We start from the raw sequence: 19,286 nt of genomic DNA, 5'->3' as shown, positions 1-19,286 counted from the left end.
AGCAATGAGATTGGGCATCGCCTAATTTCCCCATCCCCGAATCAACAAGCCCAAGTAGAAAAATTTGACCCCAATCGCGGCTATAAGCTTTCCACCTACGTATACTGGTGGATTACGCAATCAATCACACGGGCGATCGCAGAGAAATCTCGTACTGTACGCTTGCCAATTCATATCACCGAACAACTGAACAAAATTAAGAAAGTACAGCGAGAATTATTTCAGACACTGGGTCGTCCAGCCAGTGTTGTAGAAATTGCTGCAACTTTAGACTTACAACCAAGCCAGATTAGGGATTTTCTCAGCAGTTCAAAGCAGCCAATTTCTCTAGATGTAAAGATTGGAGATAACCAAGACACAGAACTTAGCCAACTTTTACCAGATGAGGGCATATCTCCAGACGAACATATCACCAAAGAACTTTTACGCCAAGACATAAATAGTTTATTAGAATCACTCAAACCGACACAACGTGAAGTATTAATTTTGCGTTTTGGGTTAGAGAACGATCAAGAACTAACTTTAGCTCAGATTGGAGAGAAATTGAATGTCAGTAGAGAACGAGTTCGCCAAATTCAGCAGCAAGCAATCACTGTTCTACGTCGTCAAAAAACTGAAATTCAACAGTATTTAGTTTCTTGAAGGATACTAAAAGATGATGTTTTAGGGACTAATTAACTTAAAAGTGAGTTCTACATTGGATAAGACTTTGGAATAATTGGTATCTCAAGATCCTGATTTGAATCAATTAGCTAAAGGCTTGAGAAAGGGAGAGGAAGAGTAATTTGTAAACATAGTTTTGCAATGGGGAATCGCCCCTATTGTCACCCTGACTTTTCACTCTAAGTACTGAAACCCCGATCAAGACTTGGGTCAGCGAAGCGAGAAAGTAAATATTGGATTGCCCAGGTGCGATCGCTTTGCGACAACAATAACAGCAGTCGCATTAAGCGGGCGCTTACTGCGACTGAGCGGACAGCGCCTTGCGGTAAACGATTTTATCAGCGCCCGCTTGATAGAAGTCGCGTATCCGTGCTTCTTCTTCATAACCGCACTTGCGGTAGAACGCTCGCGTGCGCTCGAAGTCCGGCGTACCTGACGTTTCCACCAGTAGTACACGCCCGCCGCGTCTCATCAATGTTTGCTCAACGTAGCGTAGCAGGGTCGCACCACGTCCTTGTCCTTGTCGGTCGGGTCGGATAGCAATCAACTGTAGATTCCACGTCTGATCAGTCATCCGTTCCATCTCACAGTAAGCGACCCCAACTGCCCCATTGTCATCGTCGGTAATCCAAAAGCGTTCAGCTTTGCCGTCTAGTAGAGAATCGCTGTCGCTGCTACCACCGAAGTAATCGGACAACATTTCGCCAAGCTCCTCAAGTTGGTTTGGTTGGAACAATCCGGTTGCATCGGCTAAGGCAATCAGCGCGGTTGTGTCATCGGGCATGGTCGGTCGAATCATTGCGAACTCCATGTGTAAAACAGGTTAGCCTCTGGAGGGCTTATTATTGCAACAATCGAATGATAATTTATTTTGATAATAAAAATTAATATAAATTTTTCCTGAGTTTATCCTAAATTTTTATTTATCAATTCACCTAGCAAATTTTAATCAAAATATCAGTCCCATCTTTGATAAAAACGTGATAATCCATATAGCAACTAAAGTGCAGATATGAACAGAGTGAGATGATGACAACTCCAACCCAAGAAGAAATCAGATTTGCAGAAGCCTTACATCACATAGCCCATTGGTGCAGATGGGTTGATATTTAAGCGATCGCCAATGGGAAGGGGTGTGCGAAGACTACAGTCCTAACGGTACTGAATGGGACTTTTCACCCATGACCAAGCCAGTTCTCGCGCCTACCGTTGGGGTGAAGATGGTATTTTTGGTATTTCTGATAATTATCAACGGCTTTGTTTTGCGTAGGCGTAGCCCGTCGTAGACATCGCTATTTGGAATGGTGAAAATTCTATTCTCAAAGAAACCTTAGCTTGGTCTATTAAATAAAGGAATTCACAACTGAATGTCAATTCATAACTTTACTCTATCCCGCCAGTTATTACGCAACTTGTCCATCATTTTGCTGACTGTTTTACTCCTATATGGTGCATCTCGTGTGATACTTCCTGCTCCGGCCACTGATATCTCGACTGCCATACCGCAAGGAAAGCAAGTAGCGGTTTTCGCTGGTGGGTGCTACTGGGGAATGTCAGCAGTTTTTGAGCATCTATTAGGTGTTTCTGATGTCGTTTCTGGCTTTTCTGGGGGTGATGCAAGAACCGCAGACTACACACTTGTCAGTGCTGGATTAACTAATCATGCTGAATTCGTAAAAATCACTTACGATCCATCAAAAATATCATATAACCAGCTTCTCAAGGTCTACTTTTTGGTAGCCCATGACCCAACACAGTTGAATCGACAAGGGCCAGACTCAGGTAAGCAATATCGTTCGGCGATCTTTTTTGCTAACGATGAGCAGAAACAGGCTGCACAAGAATATATCGCTCAACTCAACAAATCGCAAATCTTCCACAAGCCGATTGTGACGGAATTAGATCCTTTGAAAGGTTTTTATCAGGCTGCGGCATACCATCAGAATTATATCGTGCATCATCCGAGCGATCGCTATGTGGTAGTGAATGACTTGCCGAAGCTGGCTAAACTTCAAGCAAAGTTCCCTGATATGTATAGCAAGTAAGGGGATTTGCAGCATTCGGCTTTTAACATCCCCCTGAACCAGTGAAAGATTAGCCTATCCTGTAAGATGCTCGTCCATGCTTCTTTCGATATTGCTGATGATACTCTTCTGCTCTATAGAATTGTGATGCAGGTACAATCTCCGTCACAATTGGATTTTTGTGATAACGAGAACTATTTTCAAGCTGCTCCTTGGAGGCTCTTGCTAATAATTCCTGCTCTGGAGTGTGGAAAAATATCACTGACCGATATTGAGAACCAACATCTAGCTCCTGATTGATTTGACAAATTGCTGAAGATTTTCTGCAACACGTACTGTCTCTAAATAAATAGCTTTCAATCTACAATATCAACTCGCTTTAATGCAGCCATCAATTCTGTCATAAACTCAACAAAGACGCGAACTTTAGCACAGAGATAGCGTTTTTGCGGGTACAACACGGAGATCGGTAATCCAACTTGGGTCGTGTAGGATTGAAGAATTGGTTGGAGGTCTCCACGCGCGATCGCTTTGGCTGCGATAAATTTGGGAAATTGAACTACACCGGCTCCTTGAATGACTGCCTCTAAAATGACTTCTGAATTATCGAATCGCAGATAACTCTCAACACAAAGGTCAATCGCTTTTCCATCTTGTTCAAACTTCCATTTAGGCTCTCGCCCAGTCTGTGGATAGATAAAGTTGACACAGCGATGCTGCAAAAGTTCTGTGGGTATTGTGGGCGTGCCATACTGAGCGAGATACTGCGGTGAGGCACAAGTGATGTAGCGTGCAGTTGCCAGATGGTGCATGATTAAACGGCTATCACTGCTCATTCCAATCCGCACTGTCGCGTCAATGCCTTCCTCAATCAGATCGATCACGCGATCGTTAAAAGAAACATTCAGATTTAGCTTTGGATATTGTGTGACAAATTGCAGCAGAGCCGGAGCGATATGTATTTTGCCAAACACAAAGCTCAGATCGAGCCGCAATGTTCCGAGCGGCATTGATTGCGATTGTTTGACTTCGAGTTCGGCTTCTTCCAAGTCGTTGAGAATTTGCTCAGAGCGTTGATAAAATCGGTTGCCATCTTCGGTCAGGGTCAAACTGCGAGTTGTTCGCTGGAGCAAGCGCACCCCCAAGTCATCTTCCAAGCGCAATACGGCTCGACTCACGGCTGAAGGAGCCATACCTAAGTGTCTTGCTGCCTCCGAAAAGCTACCAGATTGAGCGGAGCGGATAAAAATCATCAGGCTTTTGAGCTTATCCATTAACCGAAACGCATCTTTGAATTTTTTGCACAACTGTTTTGAATTTTAACTACTTTTTCTTTTTTTCTGCACAAGCTACTGTTTAGAGAAGATAAATTTCAAATACACAAACAGCATTAAAAAAACAGACATGACACAGCAAATAACAGGAGAAAAAATTATCTTAGTCACCGGAGCCACGGGCAATCAGGGTGGCGCAGTGGCGCGTCATCTTTTAAAGCGCGGTAACTTCAAGGTCCGTGCTTTTGTGCGCGATCCAAACAAGTCCGCTGCTCATGCACTCCAACAAGCGGGGGCAGAACTCGTCGCCGGAGATTTCAGGGATCGTGCGTCGCTTGATCGCGCTCTGCAAGGTGCTTATGGTGTTTTTTCATTGCAGACTTTTCTCAAAGAAGGCGGATTATCAGCCGAGATCCAAGATGGTAAAAGCGTTGCAGACGCAGCTTCATCGGCAGGTGTCGAGCATTTCGTCTACAGTTCTGTGGGCAGCGCCGAACGCAACACGGGCATTCCCCATTTCGACAGTAAATTTCAAGTCGAAGAGTACGTTCGATCACTGGGCTTGCCCTATACAATCATGCGTCCAGTTTTCTTCTTTTACAACTACGCCTCAATGCGTCCAATGGTGGAGCAGGGCACGCTCTCCCAACCGCTCAGTCCTGAAACAAAATTGCAGCAACTTTCTGAAGAAGATTACGGAGCAATGGTCGCTGAGGTATTCGATCGCCCCGCCGAGTTCTTGAACCGCGAAATCGAAGTCGCCAGTGTGGAGATGACCATGCCAGAAATCGCTGCCGCGTTCAGCCTCGTGTTGGGCAAAACCGTCGAATACCAGCAAATTCCGTTTGAAGCGTTTGAGCAGCAAGCTGGGGAGGAAGTGACCATTATGTATCGCTGGTTTGAGAATGTCGGCTACGGAGCGGATTTAGCACAGTTGAAACGTGACTTTCCTTCCTCAAGCGACTTTGAATCCTATCTGCGCGACCACGACTGGACAAAACCAGATTAAAGCGCGTCCCATGTCAGGTCAAAAATGTGAATTGACACAATTTACTATTCTTCAGTCAATGACCTAAAAATCAGACATAAACATTGAACGATATCTATTTTGACGCTATTGATTTTGAAGGTGATTTTGAATAAAACTCGTACTGAATAAAAACTGGGACGAGTTTTATTTTTTCTAGCCAAATGGATGTTTATGAGGGTTGATTTAATTTGGTCATGAGAGTACCTTCAGCAGTGTTTACAAAGGTGTCTCGATCTGAAATAATTGCTTGTGGTATTAAAGTAGTGGAGTGAGTGGTAATTCCTGGCAGCTTTTTGACAGCAGTGCCGATGGCCATAAACTCGATAATCCCACTACCTAACTGATAAACATAAGTTTTAATCCCAACAACGAGGTCAGCGCCACTATTACGAGCATCAGTGGCGATGTGGGCAATAGCTTGTTCGCGTGCTTCGTAAATTAATGTAGTTAATTCATTAATTTCACCACGTACAAAGGATTTGAATGCGGATGTGATTCCTCCAACAAAACCAAGAGAATATACGGAAACACCCAAAACCAATTTTAAAGGCATATAACCCAGGTTGATCAGATTCCACATTTCCTGATTAGTTAAATCGCTGGTAATAGGACTTTGACACCATGCTAATGTAAGAGCAGGATGATTTGATGCAGTACCAATCATTACCATCTCTTGCATCCCGGCAAAAGGAATAATTGATGTCTGAATTCCAAGCACAGCATTAGCACCTGTACTTAAGGCTTCAGACTGAATTCGCTTTAAGGCTAAGTGACGGGTTTGGTTGAATATAGAGGAAAATTCTTTAATTTCTCCACGTTTTAAACTTTTGAGGGAGCCAAGTATTCCACCGCCGACTCCAATGGAATAGGCAACATTGCCAAAGACAAACTTTTTCGGTACAAATCCGGCATCAATTTGGCAGTAGAGTTCCTGTCCGTCGGCAGAGGTAGAAAATTCTAATTTTTCAGATTTTTCGTCACCTTGATGAACACAGGAGCCAATGGAGAGGAATTCTACGTTGCCGACTTGTTGCACTAAATCATTGTTAACGCCTGTGATGCCAATTCCACCATGCTTTTCTGCTTCAGCCAACATTCGGGCATAAGCTTTTTGCCTTCCTTCATGAATGATGCTAGTAACTTCAGATACTTCTCCGCCAACAATGGTTTTGAGTCCTGATGAAATTCCCCCAATTAGTCCCAGTGAAAAGACACTGTTTCCAATGACTAAATCTCCCGGATACATACCCTGTTGTCGAAGACAAAAGATTTCATTGCCAGAGAGTCCGCTGATTGCAACCATGCCTTTGACTCCAGTAATTTAGATGAGTGTATAATGACCCCGTTCAAAATGGGGAGTTAGTCATTTATAACTGATTATCAAGGGATAAGCTGGGGCTTGGGCTTCAGCTATTACCCATTCGGGTTGCATTGCTGTACCGCAACGGACTTCTTGAGACTGAAAAACTGAATAGTCTTATAAAGTTGATATTCAGCCCACATTCCGCAGATATTAAAGCGGATTAAATAATTATAAAATTGAAGATACTCAAGCCTGAAATGATTGACTGGTAATCATTACAGGCTTTTTTCCTATAAAATAATCGAGTCAAGTAAAAAGAGAGAAAAACCATGCAAGAGGCACTAGAAGCAATAAAAGTTCTAGACATAGACCATTTAGGAATAGTGGCAGGAATAATAGACGAGATGGAATTAGTAGAGGAAGTGAATAAAAAAGTAGGAATAAAAGTTAAAGAGACTCTCAGTCCAGGGCAAGTAATGAAAGCAATGATTTTGAATGGATTAGGGTTTTTGAGCGCGCCATTATATTTATTTGAAGAATTTTTTGTAGGAAAAGGAACCGAACATCTAATAGGAAAAGGAGTATTGCCACAACATTTAAATGATGACAGATTAGGAAGAGGATTAGACCAATATTATGAAGTAGGAACAACGAAATTATTCACAGCAATCGCCATGAAAGCGGCACAGAAATTTCAAGTAGAAAAGAAGAGCATTCATTTAGATGGCAGTTCAATGTATGTGCATGGAGAATACAAAAAAGAGATGGAAGAAATAAATGAAGTCAAACAATCAACAGTCAAAAATAAAATAGAATTAGAGCCAGAGATGAAACCAATAGAAATTGTGCATGGATACTCAAGAGATCATCGACCAGATTTAAAACAATTCATCATAGATATGATTGTGACAGGAGATGGAGATATCCCATTGTATTTAAAAGTAGATTCAGGAAATGTAGATGATAAAAGTGTATTTGTATCCAGATTAAAAGAGTTTAGAGAACAATGGACATTTGCCGGAATATGCGTAGCAGATAGTGCATTATATACAAGCGAAAATCTGTCAGCGATGAAAGGAATAAAATGGATAACTAGAGTGCCATTGAGTATAAAATTAGCCCAAAATAAAATCTTAGAAGTTGAGCCAGAGTCATGGAGAGAGAGTCAAATAAAAGGATATAAAATAGCTGTGAGAGTGGAGGAGTATGCAAATATCAAACAAAGATGGTTGATTATCGAAAGTGAAGAGCGAAAAAAATCAAGTATTACATAAGTAGAAAAAGAAGTTGCTAAACAGAAAACAAAGGCAGAAATAGCTCTACGGAAGCTATCCAGACAAGAATTTGCTTGTCAAGCTGATGCAAAAATTGCCATAGAGAGACTATCAAATTCCTGGAAATATCATCAAATTACCGAAATTGAGTATTCAGAGAAAACCGAGTATGCTCAAGCAGGAAGACCAAAAAAATCGACAGAACCTACTATAATAAAGTATCAAGTCAAAGGTCAGATAGCAAATAAATCAGAAGTGATAGAAGCTGAAAATATTAAAGCGGGAAGATTCATATTAGCTACAAATATATTAGATAAAAATGAATTAAGTGAGCAGCAGGTATTAGAGGAATACAAAGCCCAGCAAGCGAATGAAAGAGGATTTAGATTTTTAAAAGACCCATTGTTTTTTACATCGAGTGTATTTGTGAAAAGTCCTGAAAGAGTGGAGGCAATTGCCATGATAATGGGATTGTGCTTATTAGTCTATAATTTAGCACAAAGAAAGTTGAGACAAGCATTATTGACAGCAGATGGCAGCATCAGAAATCAGGTAAAGAAATTGACAAATAAGCCGACAATGAGGTGGGTATTTCAGATGTTTCAATCTGTACATTTGCTCATGATAAATGGACAGGCTCAAATGAGCAATTTAACAGAGGAACGTCAAAAAATACTGCATTATTTAGGTCAGAGTTGTAGTCAATACTATCTGATGATTTGAACTGGGTTATTTGACTGAAAAGGATGTAGATATTTAGGATATTTTGAAATTAATAGGAATATTGAGCGAAGATTACAATGAGTCTTGGCTGGGATTATCTTGCTGAATTTTGGATAAATCAGTTGGTTAATTGAGAGAATAAATCTATTTTTAAAACAAGGGAAATCAACTGACTGGTGGATTGTTTAATTATTTGGATTAAAAATGAAATTAATCCAGAACAATTAGACTGAAAAATATTCTGGGTTGAATTTTTCCAAATTATCAGTAATCTGAGTCACATCTGCGGAATGTCGGCAAGATATAAACAATTTACCCATTCGAGAAGACTTTGAATAAAGCTGGCTAGTCATTCTTATATATTGCCATTATCAGGAACAATTATTTAAGGTAATCTGAATGGCGTTGAACATTTATCAATATTATCAATTTGAAAAGCAGGATGCCTTTTTGTTTTTTATAGGATTATTAAGAGAGTGTATACAGTTATATTTACAACCACAATACACTCTCTTAAGTGAAAGTTAAGCTTTAATCTTTTTGATCGATCTTAACTTTCTGTTCAAGAACAAGCTAATAGTACCAATAAGAAGTGTGCTATCTAAAGTACTAGGTTCAGGTACTTCTCGATAAGAAACTGTACCGGAATCAGGAGTTTCGGAGGATACGGAAAATAATGTTCCAGCAATTTCGTAACTTTTAGAAGGATTAACTTTGTCGAGGAAGTTGTACAGCAATCCAATCGATGCGTTATCTGCTAATGACACTGTTGGAAATGCAACAGGATAATCTGGATATTCAATATCATCCTTTACAGTATAAATATTGGGGTCATTATCAAATTGAAAAGTCAACGCCTGAAGTGGCGCTACCGGGATATTATCATTACTGAAAGTTGAGTCATCAAAACTAAATAAACCGTTCCCCTTAGTTGTAGAACTATCAACACTGAAAGCATAATTAACAATTGTAGCCGAGACTGATTTAGTGCTTAAGGTAGCCAAACCCAAAACAAAACTAGTAGCGATCGCTAATTGTGGAAGCAATTTCATATCGATTATCCTCAAAATAGATTTGTGTAGGTGATCTCTAGAAATAACTAGCAAGAGTTACCAATCAGGTGTTGTTACAAGTAATTCTGTCCAAGGGGTGCAATCTGATTCTTGAGCAGCATCTTGAGTAGGACGAGCATTGCACCCACGGACTTTAAATGTGTACTTAACAAGATCCCTGGCTCCCGCATAAGTCCAACTACTTGCTGTTGGGTCATCAATTTGCGTCATATCATCTTTATCGTCGCCCCAGCTTACTTGATAAAAATCATTTTTTTGACATATATCCCAAGAAATCTTAATTCTCCGCACTCTTGTGGTGTCTGCAACCAAGTTGTATGGATTTCTAGAATCACAAGAAGAATTATCTGTTTTCTTCTCGCAATTACTAGTACCAGGGGTACATTCAGCTAGGGTTTTGACTGGGCGAATTAACCCAGTAGAAAGTGTTGTTAATAATATGACAGAGGTCAGACTATATCTACAAAAGATGGAACTCAATCGTATTTTGTGCATAACAAATCCTTCAATTGTCTTGAATAAAACCACAGCAGAATTTAGAAGGTAAAGGTAGTTCTAATAACTCCCAGTACAGCATCACTGTTTTGATCGTCATGGTTGGGAGCAGTCAGCCAAATTAAACCAGGGGTGATGGTAATATTGTCTGAAACTGCATAACTGTAAAAACCTTCAACATGTAAAGAGGTGTTTCGGTCTTGAGCAAAGTCGCGGTTTTGCAGCGGAACTATGTCTGTAAATACATTCGCAATCGCCCCATTAGCACTGGTAACTCTCGGTTCCATACCCACAATCAGCCCCGCCAGATTGCCTTTTTTACCCAAATCCGGGAAAGCTAAAGCAACTGCATAATTCCAAATATCGGCATCTCCTACACCTAAAACGCGGGTTTTGGCAAAGCCAGCCCAAGCATTAATCAAAAAGTTGGAATTTACTTGATAGGATGCTTCCAAGCCGTAAGCGTTGGTGGAAGTCGGCGAATCAGTAACTAAGCCCAAGTTAGCTTTTTGGCTACCAGTACCTGGGATTGCTAAATCCTCACCCTGGTTATTATAGGCGTTGACGTAAGTTAAACCGATACTGAGGCGATCGCTAGGTTGGAAAGTCAATTGAGCGATCGCACCGTAAGAACCATTGAATAAACCTCTGTTAGCATTGGGGTTGGATGCTGTACTAGACAAATATCCCAAACTCAACTCCAACCGGTCAGAGAGGCGGTGTGTCAAACCAACTCCGGCTCCAGCAGGTACAAAGTAGTAAACTGAGTTCCGACTGCCAAACTTGGATAAAGCACCACTGGCTCCCTCATCCCCATCCAAAAAGGGGTTGATTGTATCCACAAAATCTTCAACTTCCCCTTCGTTGGCAAAAAAAGTAACTTCGGTTTTTTTGCCTAGAGGAAATCTGTAATACAGTGTCTCAACTCCAACTTGGTTATTTTCAGGATCTTCATCTCCAATTTCTGCATTAAAAGCTAGAGTCCCTTCTGGTAATCTAGTTCCAGTGCCACCTTCACTAGAGAAGTAATTGAGGTTAAGGGCTTGTAAGCGAACTCGGAGTAAGTCTTGTCCAGTGAAACTGGTGTCAAAATTGAGGCGGATGCGATCGCCAAAAGTCGTGCTTCTCGGAATATCAGCATTATCGGCATCTTGTCCAGATGCAAACCCTGATAGAGCAAAAATTGCCTCACCATGAAGTTTTGTCGTGGTTGAAAACTGCTGTTTTTCCAGAGTTTCCAAGTGAGGTTCTAAAGCATCTACTCGACCCCGCAAACTTGCCAATTCAGACGCGAACTGTTCTTGTAATTTTTGCAGAGTTGCTAAATCTTCTTTTTTAACGATGTCAGTTGTTGCAGTTGAAATTAGTTCATTGACCCGATCTAAACAGGCATTAATTCCAGCCGCAAATTCGTAACGAGTTAAAGCCCGATTACCGCGATAAGTTGCATTAGGATAACCTGCAATACACCCATAACGCTCCACCAAAGATTGCAATGAACCGAATGCCCAATCTATCGGCTGTACATCCGACAGTTGAGAAACAGATGTTACCTGTCCTGCTGATTCTTGAACAGTTCCCGTTTTAGCTGGAAGTGCGTTGGCATCGCCCGCCGCAAGCATCGCTCCAGTTGTGGTAATGATTACCGACAATAACCCCAAAGTTACTGGAGAAATCGGCAGCCACTCCCAAAACATTTTGATCATTTTTCTGTTATCCTCACACCATTTATTATCAATTGCAAATACAGGCAATCACACGAAAATTGATCTATTAAAATCCTTGTAAAGACGTAGCACTGCTACGTCTTTATATCCAACCTCTAATACTTACTTCTTCGCTTCAGTAGAGTTATCTCTTTGACTTAATTCCCAATGCTTTAGCATTTGAGCGCGATTTTGCCGCAAGTCTTTACGGTTACGTTCTTCAGGATAAGGAATGCCATCGCCCTTAATTCCTGCCCAGAGAATTTCGTTGAATTCTTCTGGATCAAGCTTATCTTCACCTACAAAATTGAAGTCTTTGGTCATAGCAGCCCACCATTTTTTAGGATTTAGAATCGGCATAGCTGCTGTCTTTTCAACATTGCGATCTTGACAAGCTGGTACTAGTTTGGGATCTACAGGATTGGCACACAAGTTACCTGGCACAATAGCTGTGTAAGGTTCAAAATTTGGTTCTCTAGTGAAAGCATCTGACATTGGTTCAGCATTAGCATCAGTAATTGCCAAATAGCCAATATTTAACAAATCCTCCATTGTCCGCAATACACTAATGGTGTTGTAGTTAGTGCTGACGAGCGCACCCCGTTTTGTATAAGGCGAAATAATGTAGGCTAAAGAACGGTGGGAATCAACGTGATCTGGCCCATTTTGGGAATCATCTTCAATGATGAAAATTGCCGTTTCTTTCCACTCCGGCATCCGGGAAATTTTCTCTACCAATTTGCCAATAGCATAGTCATTATCTGCCATTTGCAGTTCAGGAGTATTTAGTCCGGCCAAAGCAGTGCCAAAGGAGCCAAAATGATCGTGAGCCAGACGCACAAGCATTAAGTTAGGCAGTCCATTCTGCTTAATGTCCCTTTCCCATTCGTTGTACAGATAAATATCTGGATTATTCATGTCGAATGAGCGGAAGTAAGGATCAGTTTTATCCAACAATACAGTTTTAGTAACGGGAGCTTGGGGAATCTTGTCAGCGTAGGGGGTTGGGGAAATAGGGATATAAGCCGGGTTTTGAGGATCGGGTTTAGTAGGATCGGGTTGACTAGTAATGTAGGGAGCGCCATTGTCAACTAGGAAGCCGTAATTACGTACAGTCTTACCAGCACGCAACGCTGCATCCCAAAGATAGCCACCAATGACATTAATTCCTAAGTCACCGTCTCCTTCGGGGGCATTAACATCTCTGTCTCCGGGCAATATTGAAGACCCACCAGAACGATCTAAAATTCCTGTCAGGCGCGTATTAACTGGAGAGGAATTAGAAGAAGTTTGCGGTAGAGCAAGGCTGATATTGCGATTAGTACCTTCGTAATCGTAGGTTAAACCATTAAATCCGGCATTACCGTAGAGAACTGATTGAGTTTTTTCGGTGTAATCTGTCGTTCGAGCAAAAGTAGACCAACTCCAACCAACTCCACTCGATTCGCCACTGTCGTAGAAGTTATCAAAAGTTGCAAAGCCAAAGGATAGCTTGTGATGGTTTGGTGAAATATTGTTGGGAAACAAGGTAAGTGTTGGGTCGCCATTACCAAGGGGCAAGTCACCAAGTACCTGGTCATAAGTACGGTTTTCTTTAACTATGTAGATAACGTGCTTAATTTTGCCTTGTAAATACCTCATCGTCCGGTCAGGACGGCGATTGTAGAAACCATTATTTTTATCCACTTGTGCCGAAAGTGTACCCAAAGTCGCACCTTTTGGCACTGGAATAATTGAGATACCAGCTTTTTCTAAAGCCCAGTTGTACTCATTTTTAAAATTAGTATTGCGTGCTAGTCCCGCAGGCGTTGTCCGGTTTCCTGCGGGGTTGGGGCCAGAATTACTCTTGGCATTGACAACGTAAAGTCTTTGACCATCTTGACTAACGCTTACAGAATTGGGATACCAGCCTGTAGGGATGCGTCCATTCACCTGACCACTTTGTAAGTCCACAACAGCGATCGCATTCTCGCCCCCTAGAGTAACATAAAGTGTTCGTCCATCTGGACTGAGGGTTAAAGAGTTAGGATTTGCACCTTTATATTTCTCACCAGGGCGAGACAGAGAGATGGTTTGAATAACCCGATTGTTATTTGTATCAATGACTGAAATCGAGTCATCATTACCATTAGCTACATACAGTCGATTTTGGCTAGACGAGAGCAGTACTTTATTTGGTTGGCTACCTATTGGTATACGGGTAATTTGTCCAGAATTAATGTCAACAGCAAGCACTTCGTTGTCGCGCTGGCTACTAATGAAGACTTTAGCTGCTTGACCGTTTTCTGCACTCTTAATGGCTACATCAAAAGGAAATTCCCCGGTTGCTATTTTATCGCCTGGTCTAAAAAACTTAATTTCTTTAGTTACCTTACGGCTAGTAGTATCAACAATTGATATTGAGTCATTCTCAAAGTTTGCGGTTACTAAGGTTTTGCCATCCTTACTAACCGCAATACCCGCTACAACTGCTCCTGTTGCCACAGCCTTCGCTGGTGTATCCTTTAACAAACCGCCATCATATTTAGGGAAGGGATCAGTTTGGTTAGAATTGTGACCTAGTAAAATAAAGGGAGCATCTGGTATGTACTGGCTGCCATTAGAGGCATAAACATAGACGCGATCGTCAATCCCACCTGATACAAAGAAGCGCAAGCCGTCTTTGGCCCAAGCTAAACCGTTATAGGTATTCGGAATATTAATCTGTTGCCTTTTTACCAACTTCCCGCTACTGACATCATAGACAAAAACCCATTCTGCTTTTGGAGTTGTTGTACTACTTGACTTACCAGTTTGTGGGTCTAATACAGGATAAGTGAAAGTACTGCCTGTGTTTTCATTTTTGAAGTTTTGATTATAGCCACTGGTAAGCACCAGTAAAGTTTTTCCATCAGGGCTGAGGGCTGTGCTTACTGCTTCAGCCGCATCAGCATTATAATCTGTACGCAAACCAGTTGCTAAAGGTGCAAACGTTGATCCTGGTGCTGCTGCAGGTGTAATAGTTTGACCTGTGGGTAGCAAAGCGGCTCCACCCTGTAAGTTACCAACGGGGCTGGTAGTCCGAGCGTTAACTGATTGTATATTTGCATTCACGGTACTTACCAGCAAAAGACTTAGTAGATAACCTTGGTTTATGCTAGGTTTCATGCGACGTTTTTATAATAGGCATAACTATAAAGATGTTGATAGTTAATAGTTAAGCCATCAGTAATTTTTGGTTATGGTTTGGTAGTACCAAGCTGTATTTAGGGACTTCCAGAAAATAAAATATCCAGTTTTTAAGAATGACAATCATTATTAAGAGGGTGTGATGCTGGAGTTTGAGGATGCTTACCCCCAAAAATTTGCTCAACTGGTGACAGATGCGCCCGATTGGGTTGAGTGGATGGGGTATGAAAGTGGAGATATTATTGTCAGTATCTTTGCCAACTTCTTAAGCTAGAGTTAAAAAACTTTAATATTTGTAATATTTAAAATTAAAACTGTATCTGAAATTCACATAAGTGATTTCTTGGTGAAGTTTTTGATTATACGTAAATACCTTAAAAAACTTATGTTTATAATAGTCTGACGGCAAGGCAAATATGAATCGAGTTAATAACTGTTATTTATCAACCATTGCTATAGTGCAATGTCCGTTTAATTTCTCAACTTTTAAAAATCCGAACAAGTTATGAATAAAAAATGGGCTATCAAACGAATCACGATAAATCTCGCATCAACTGAGAGTGAAAAACTTGAACGCTATTGTGCAATCACAGGCAGACCAGCAACTGATGTCATTCGAGAGTTGATTCGCTCTCTTGAAGTAACTCATCTTCAAGAAAGCGAACATCCTGCACCGATGAAGGCTAGCTCTGTTACTCATGCACCACAGCCAGTTAGTATAGGTTAGAGATAGAGCAATGTTTTTGAGATTCTAAATTAAGTTTTGATTTTTGGCTTTGACTCGTTGAAAAGCCTATAATTAATACGTATTTTTATTGAAGAAGGCAGCTATGCTGGAGGCAGATAAACCTATCTTTGTAAGTCTATTTGTTGTGTTTGAGATTTAGCTAATATTTTATCAATTTGAGTATTAACATCTTCAAAAGTTTGCAATATCTGTGGAGTTAGTTTATTAGTCTGCACCTGACCAGATTGCAAGTTGAAAATTACCTCCCCATTTTTCTGCGAAATAGTTAAATCCCTCTGCTGGGTATTGAAAGCCAAGTCATAAATTTTTCCTTGAACTTGAGTGCCATTTTCATCAGACTGACCCCAGACCATGCCAATCCTTTGAGCAATTTGAGTCAGCCGACTGATGACTTCAAGCTCAGATGTATCTTTATTCATTACTGTCAACGCTTCGGCTGATAATTGCTCACCAGCTTTAAACCCATTTGCCACTTCTACAATGCGTTTTTTGTAATTCCCCGACTTCCCTAACTTATCTGCGGCATTGTACCAATTTCTCAAGTCATCAATAGTAACTGTCGGGTATTTCTCTACACCTAAAGGTTCGGTTTTCACGTGATTACTAATGTCTGGTGTAGAAGAAGTAGTGAAGAGTAATGGAGTTATAGATTGGTTAGGTGGGGATTGTGCTGTTTGTTCTGGTGGTTTCAAAAACTGCGGTCGTGTGGCGAGGGAATTAACTCTTTGTTGATAGTCACTATCCGTTTCAATAATTGACCCAAATTTCTTAGTCATGTTCTCCAAAGTTTTGGGGGGAATTGAACTGCTGACTAAGTGAAATACTGCTAAACCTTTTTTAGTTTCCCTGATAACACCTTCTATTGGTACTTGCTGCCATTCAACTTTTTGAGCAGTTAACCATTTAGTCACAGTCTCAGCTTTCTGGTTGTCAACAGCCAAGCCCATGACTCCAAGTTTTTTGTTTTCTTGGGTAGAAAATAAGAAAGTTGGACGCTCTTTAATATGATGTAGAATTTTTGCACTACTATCAATCATATACAGTTGTTGAGGGTTAACCGATTGAGTCCCAAAGATAAGAAATTCCTTCGTCCAAATAGTAGGATATTCAACGGTCTTAGGGTCAATTTGAGCGCAAATCACGGAAAAATTACTTTGAAGGATCGCAGGCGCGAGTGTAAGTTGTCCGGTTTTGAGTAGTCCAAGCTGTCTGAGCGCGTCTTTGTCTTTTTTAAAGTGCAACACTCCCAAGGGTTCACCATTTAAAAATACAGCATCTCTAGTTTTAGAAGCTGAGGTTTCGATAGTCAGTTTTCGGTAATCTTGATCATTGAATGTCTGACCAGAAAAATCATAAAAGTTGATTTTATTGATTTTGAGGAGATTACCATTTGGGGACTCACCCAGCACAAAAGCTTGATCTCCAGCTTCGGAGATAGAAGTAAGTTTCAACTTCAGGGGATTACCATTTTTTAGGTAATCAATTTGTTTTAACTGTTGGGCAGAATCACTGTCTAACTCACCCAAAATCAAAGCATCAAGTTTGATTTTCACTGTTTTGTCAGGAACGGGCACAGTGCCAAATTCTAAGTTGACCGATTCGGCGTTAAAAACAAGTCCTGCATAAGAGAAGTTCTTGAGTTCACGGATAGTAATTTCAACCAGCTCAAATCCTGGCAGTCCAATAGTTGCTTTGGCAGTCGCAGGTTCCACGCCAATGAAATTAGCTTGCGCCTTTGTGCCAATCGGTAGCTGTCCAGTTCTTGTCTCCAGCATGGCGAATTCTTTATATTCGCCGTCAGTATCCTGTACAAACAACAGTCTGGAAACGTGGCGTTCGTGTCCCGGTGGGTGGTGGCTAGCCCTAATTTCTATCACGTGTTTTTCGGTGGGATTCCAATCTCGACCCAAAAATTGATTCGCTTCATTATTTAATGTGACTAACTTTGGTTCAGTAAATTGCAATTCATCTAAGCGAGAGATAATCTCATTGGGGAAAGCAGCGAAGGCAAAATTAGAGACTTTTTTAGCGTGAGCCTGGGGGTTTGCGTTTTCTTTACGTGCAACTTCGAGTTCATCTTGGCGGGATGCACAGATGTTCCAAGCGGCGGCAGCAGATGCAAGTTTTTCTGACTCTGGGATTTTCGCATAAAATGCAACAGCTGTCTCCTGTGCCAAGGCAAAGAGTAGTTTAGTTTGGCTTCTAGTAAGTTCTGGTTTTAGTTCTAATAGTTTAGCCCCCTGTGTGGTCATCCCCGCCTTGAGGTTATGGTCAGTTACAGATTGCTGGCTAACTGTTCCCAACTGACGGTATGCAGGTTTTCCATCTTTATCGATTTCTCCATTAATCTGGGCGACTGCTAGTAATTTGTGGGGGCGTTCGCTACTTGTAAATTTAATTTCATCTAGGCGAATATTCAACGTCTGGGCTTTCCAGATTAGGGGATGCCCGTAACGAGTTAGATTGGTAATTTCCAGTTTTGCTCCCTGTGGAGTTTGGACAATTGCGGATGGCCCTTTCTCAGTTTCACGCCGTTGGGACATCCGAACCGCAGCGTTGAATTTCAGATCGAACTCGTATTTGGCGGCGATCGCTGCAAATTTCTGCTGTGGTGTAAATTCTACTCCTTTGAATAAGTCTTTAAACTGGACGATGGGACGCGATTCTAACTGTGATTCTTGGAAATATTTATTGGTTTGGCTAATTAATAATTCTACTGGTGAGTAGCCCTTTGGTGTTATCCCCGTGTTTAAATAAACTGAACGCGACTTTTTATCTTTAATATAATTAACATCACGATACAAGTAGCGGCTGTTTTCCCGGATTTTATTCATCTCAGGTTTTTTTGCACTTTTGAATAAATCAACCGCTATTTGATTCTGATAACATCCCTCACCAATCATTTCTCGGTACATCAGGCGGTTAACATCCATTGCCTGTTCAATAATATCTGGCGTTCTGTTAGGATTCTCTGCTAGAGCTACAACAGATTGCATGAAGGGTTTGTACTCTGCTCTAATTGGTTTGGGCTTCTGGTCATATTCCTGTTCAAATAAACTTTGATAATGGCTAGATACTTGCTCTAAATATTCTGATTTTTGTTCTAAAGTACCATAAGTGTTTAGTACCTCAATTTCTGATTCTAATGCCTCCAGTGCTGTCACTTGATTGTTGATTATGCCCACGCTGATGCTATCGCTCATGTGAATAGCAATTTTTTCAAAAGGGGGCTGGGTTCCATCGCTGGGATCATAAAATGACTGTTTTTTGAGCTTAACCGTGGGCGAATAGGCGTTTTGGGGAAGATTTCTTCGCTCTGCCTCTGCTGTTAAATTAGGGTATAAGCTAGCTCTTGCCACACCAATGCAATCACCATCGTAGTCTCGTGCTTGGCGTTCTGATTCGGTTTCTGCTGGGTCGATAAAATCAACATCGACCCCTAGCGCTTCTAACTCTGTAATTCTTTGCTGTATGCGCTTATGGTCTTCGTCATTGACTACAATTATGCCTTCTAAGGGTTTACCGTCTGGCCCTAACTGATCCTTAACATATTTATTATTAGAAACACACAAACCATTAGAGTTGAGGAAAGGAGAACGGAAGTTAAGAATTTTTTCTTGCTCATCAAGCCAAGAGATACAAATTTCACCATTTTTGAGTTCCTTGGAAGGAATAATCATTCCTCGGTCAAAAGTAAGCGTTTTCCCAACAGCAATATCTCGCCACTCACTTTGTACAAACCGATTTAATTCCTGTTTGACCTTCTCAGTTTCTAATAACTGCTGATGCCCTAGTAAATCGGCTT

At 41.0% G+C, this 19,286-nt stretch carries 14 protein-coding genes and 2 pseudogenes; 7 read left to right on the top strand and 9 right to left on the bottom strand.

Annotated elements, in window-relative coordinates; genetic code table 11:
• Window positions 1-642: sigma-70 family RNA polymerase sigma factor (locus HWQ36_RS30715; protein ID WP_292709877.1), on the top strand; the 642-nt coding region annotated here is incomplete at its 5' end.
• Window positions 643-958: 316 nt separating this feature from the next.
• Here HWQ36_RS30715 and HWQ36_RS30710 read toward each other — a convergent pair.
• The gene (locus tag HWQ36_RS30710) at window positions 959-1,462 is read right to left on the bottom strand and encodes a GNAT family N-acetyltransferase (RefSeq protein ID WP_292709875.1); all 504 of its coding nucleotides are present in this window, start codon (window positions 1,460-1,462) and stop codon (window positions 959-961) included.
• A gap of 230 nt (window positions 1,463-1,692) precedes the next feature.
• Here HWQ36_RS30710 and HWQ36_RS30705 point away from each other — a divergent pair.
• Window positions 1,693-1,930 (top strand): annotated as a pseudogene (locus HWQ36_RS30705) (hypothetical protein); the annotation flags it as partial.
• Between the two features lie 100 nt (window positions 1,931-2,030).
• On the top strand, window positions 2,031-2,708 hold the full coding sequence (gene msrA / locus HWQ36_RS30700; protein ID WP_292709873.1) for a peptide-methionine (S)-S-oxide reductase MsrA: 678 nt from the start codon (window positions 2,031-2,033) through the stop codon (window positions 2,706-2,708).
• Between the two features lie 49 nt (window positions 2,709-2,757).
• Here the strand turns inward: msrA and HWQ36_RS30695 are convergent, their stop codons facing one another.
• Both HWQ36_RS30695 and HWQ36_RS30690 read right to left on the bottom strand, forming a co-directional pair.
• Window positions 2,758-2,988: a peptide-methionine (S)-S-oxide reductase gene (locus HWQ36_RS30695; RefSeq protein ID WP_292709879.1), complete on the bottom strand. Its 231-nt coding sequence runs from the start codon at window positions 2,986-2,988 to the stop codon at window positions 2,758-2,760.
• A gap of 55 nt (window positions 2,989-3,043) precedes the next feature.
• Window positions 3,044-3,961 carry a LysR family transcriptional regulator gene (locus HWQ36_RS30690; RefSeq protein WP_292709872.1) on the bottom strand — a complete coding sequence of 306 codons (918 nt, stop codon included), beginning with the start codon at window positions 3,959-3,961 and terminating at the stop codon, window positions 3,044-3,046.
• Window positions 3,962-4,091: 130 nt separating this feature from the next.
• Here HWQ36_RS30690 and HWQ36_RS30685 point away from each other — a divergent pair, with 130 nt between their 5' ends.
• On the top strand, window positions 4,092-4,970 hold the full coding sequence (locus tag HWQ36_RS30685) for an NmrA/HSCARG family protein (RefSeq protein ID WP_292709871.1): 879 nt from the start codon (window positions 4,092-4,094) through the stop codon (window positions 4,968-4,970).
• A gap of 190 nt (window positions 4,971-5,160) precedes the next feature.
• On the opposite strand, the gene HWQ36_RS30680 is transcribed toward HWQ36_RS30685, so the two are convergent.
• Window positions 5,161-6,294, bottom strand: coding sequence for a heavy metal-binding domain-containing protein (locus HWQ36_RS30680; protein ID WP_292709869.1), 1,134 nt, complete (start codon window positions 6,292-6,294; stop codon window positions 5,161-5,163).
• 329 nt (window positions 6,295-6,623) lie between these two features.
• Here HWQ36_RS30680 and HWQ36_RS30675 point away from each other — a divergent pair.
• Window positions 6,624-8,291 (top strand): annotated as a pseudogene (locus HWQ36_RS30675) (IS1634 family transposase).
• A 524-nt stretch (window positions 8,292-8,815) separates the two neighbouring features.
• On the opposite strand, the gene HWQ36_RS30670 reads toward HWQ36_RS30675, so the two are convergent.
• From HWQ36_RS30670 to HWQ36_RS30655, 4 genes are all read right to left on the bottom strand, one after another.
• Window positions 8,816-9,343 (bottom strand): PEP-CTERM sorting domain-containing protein, encoded by a 528-nt coding sequence (locus tag HWQ36_RS30670; RefSeq protein WP_292709867.1) that lies wholly within the window; start codon window positions 9,341-9,343, stop codon window positions 8,816-8,818.
• 57 nt (window positions 9,344-9,400) lie between these two features.
• Complete coding sequence (locus HWQ36_RS30665; protein WP_292709865.1) at window positions 9,401-9,859, bottom strand: hypothetical protein; 459 nt, start codon at window positions 9,857-9,859, stop codon at window positions 9,401-9,403.
• Window positions 9,860-9,900: 41 nt separating this feature from the next.
• Window positions 9,901-11,565, bottom strand: a complete 1,665-nt coding sequence (locus HWQ36_RS30660) for an iron uptake porin (RefSeq protein ID WP_292709863.1) — start codon at window positions 11,563-11,565, stop codon at window positions 9,901-9,903.
• 123 nt (window positions 11,566-11,688) lie between these two features.
• Window positions 11,689-14,712: an alkaline phosphatase family protein gene (locus HWQ36_RS30655; RefSeq protein ID WP_292709861.1), complete on the bottom strand. Its 3,024-nt coding sequence runs from the start codon at window positions 14,710-14,712 to the stop codon at window positions 11,689-11,691.
• Between the two features lie 163 nt (window positions 14,713-14,875).
• On the opposite strand from HWQ36_RS30655, the gene HWQ36_RS30650 reads away from it, so the two are divergent.
• The gene (locus HWQ36_RS30650) at window positions 14,876-15,007 is read left to right on the top strand and encodes a hypothetical protein (protein WP_292709859.1); all 132 of its coding nucleotides are present in this window, start codon (window positions 14,876-14,878) and stop codon (window positions 15,005-15,007) included.
• Window positions 15,008-15,238: 231 nt separating this feature from the next.
• On the top strand, window positions 15,239-15,460 hold the full coding sequence (locus tag HWQ36_RS30645) for a CopG family transcriptional regulator (protein WP_242059496.1): 222 nt from the start codon (window positions 15,239-15,241) through the stop codon (window positions 15,458-15,460).
• Window positions 15,461-15,582: 122 nt separating this feature from the next.
• Here the strand turns inward: HWQ36_RS30645 and HWQ36_RS30640 are convergent.
• Window positions 15,583-19,286 (bottom strand): hypothetical protein (locus HWQ36_RS30640; RefSeq protein ID WP_292709856.1); only part of this gene is annotated, 3,704 nt, incomplete at its 5' end.

The organism is Nostoc sp. NMS2 (genome assembly GCF_017115105.1).
GTDB lineage: Bacteria > Cyanobacteriota > Cyanobacteriia > Cyanobacteriales > Nostocaceae > Nostoc.
This window is presented reverse-complemented; position numbering and strand designations above follow the sequence as displayed.

Coding starts and splice junctions, on each gene's coding strand:
- HWQ36_RS30710 (WP_292709875.1), bottom strand. CDS start 1,462: ATGATTCGACCGACCATGCCCGATGACACAACCGCGCTGATTGCCTTA.
- HWQ36_RS30690 (WP_292709872.1), bottom strand. CDS start 3,961: ATGGATAAGCTCAAAAGCCTGATGATTTTTATCCGCTCCGCTCAATCT.
- HWQ36_RS30680 (WP_292709869.1), bottom strand. CDS start 6,294: ATGGTTGCAATCAGCGGACTCTCTGGCAATGAAATCTTTTGTCTTCGA.
- HWQ36_RS30650 (WP_292709859.1), top strand. CDS start 14,876: ATGCTGGAGTTTGAGGATGCTTACCCCCAAAAATTTGCTCAACTGGTG.
- HWQ36_RS30645 (WP_242059496.1), top strand. CDS start 15,239: ATGAATAAAAAATGGGCTATCAAACGAATCACGATAAATCTCGCATCA.
- HWQ36_RS30670 (WP_292709867.1), bottom strand. CDS start 9,343: ATGAAATTGCTTCCACAATTAGCGATCGCTACTAGTTTTGTTTTGGGT.
- HWQ36_RS30665 (WP_292709865.1), bottom strand. CDS start 9,859: ATGCACAAAATACGATTGAGTTCCATCTTTTGTAGATATAGTCTGACC.
- HWQ36_RS30655 (WP_292709861.1), bottom strand. CDS start 14,712: ATGAAACCTAGCATAAACCAAGGTTATCTACTAAGTCTTTTGCTGGTA.
- HWQ36_RS30685 (WP_292709871.1), top strand. CDS start 4,092: ATGACACAGCAAATAACAGGAGAAAAAATTATCTTAGTCACCGGAGCC.
- msrA (WP_292709873.1), top strand. CDS start 2,031: ATGTCAATTCATAACTTTACTCTATCCCGCCAGTTATTACGCAACTTG.
- HWQ36_RS30660 (WP_292709863.1), bottom strand. CDS start 11,565: ATGATCAAAATGTTTTGGGAGTGGCTGCCGATTTCTCCAGTAACTTTG.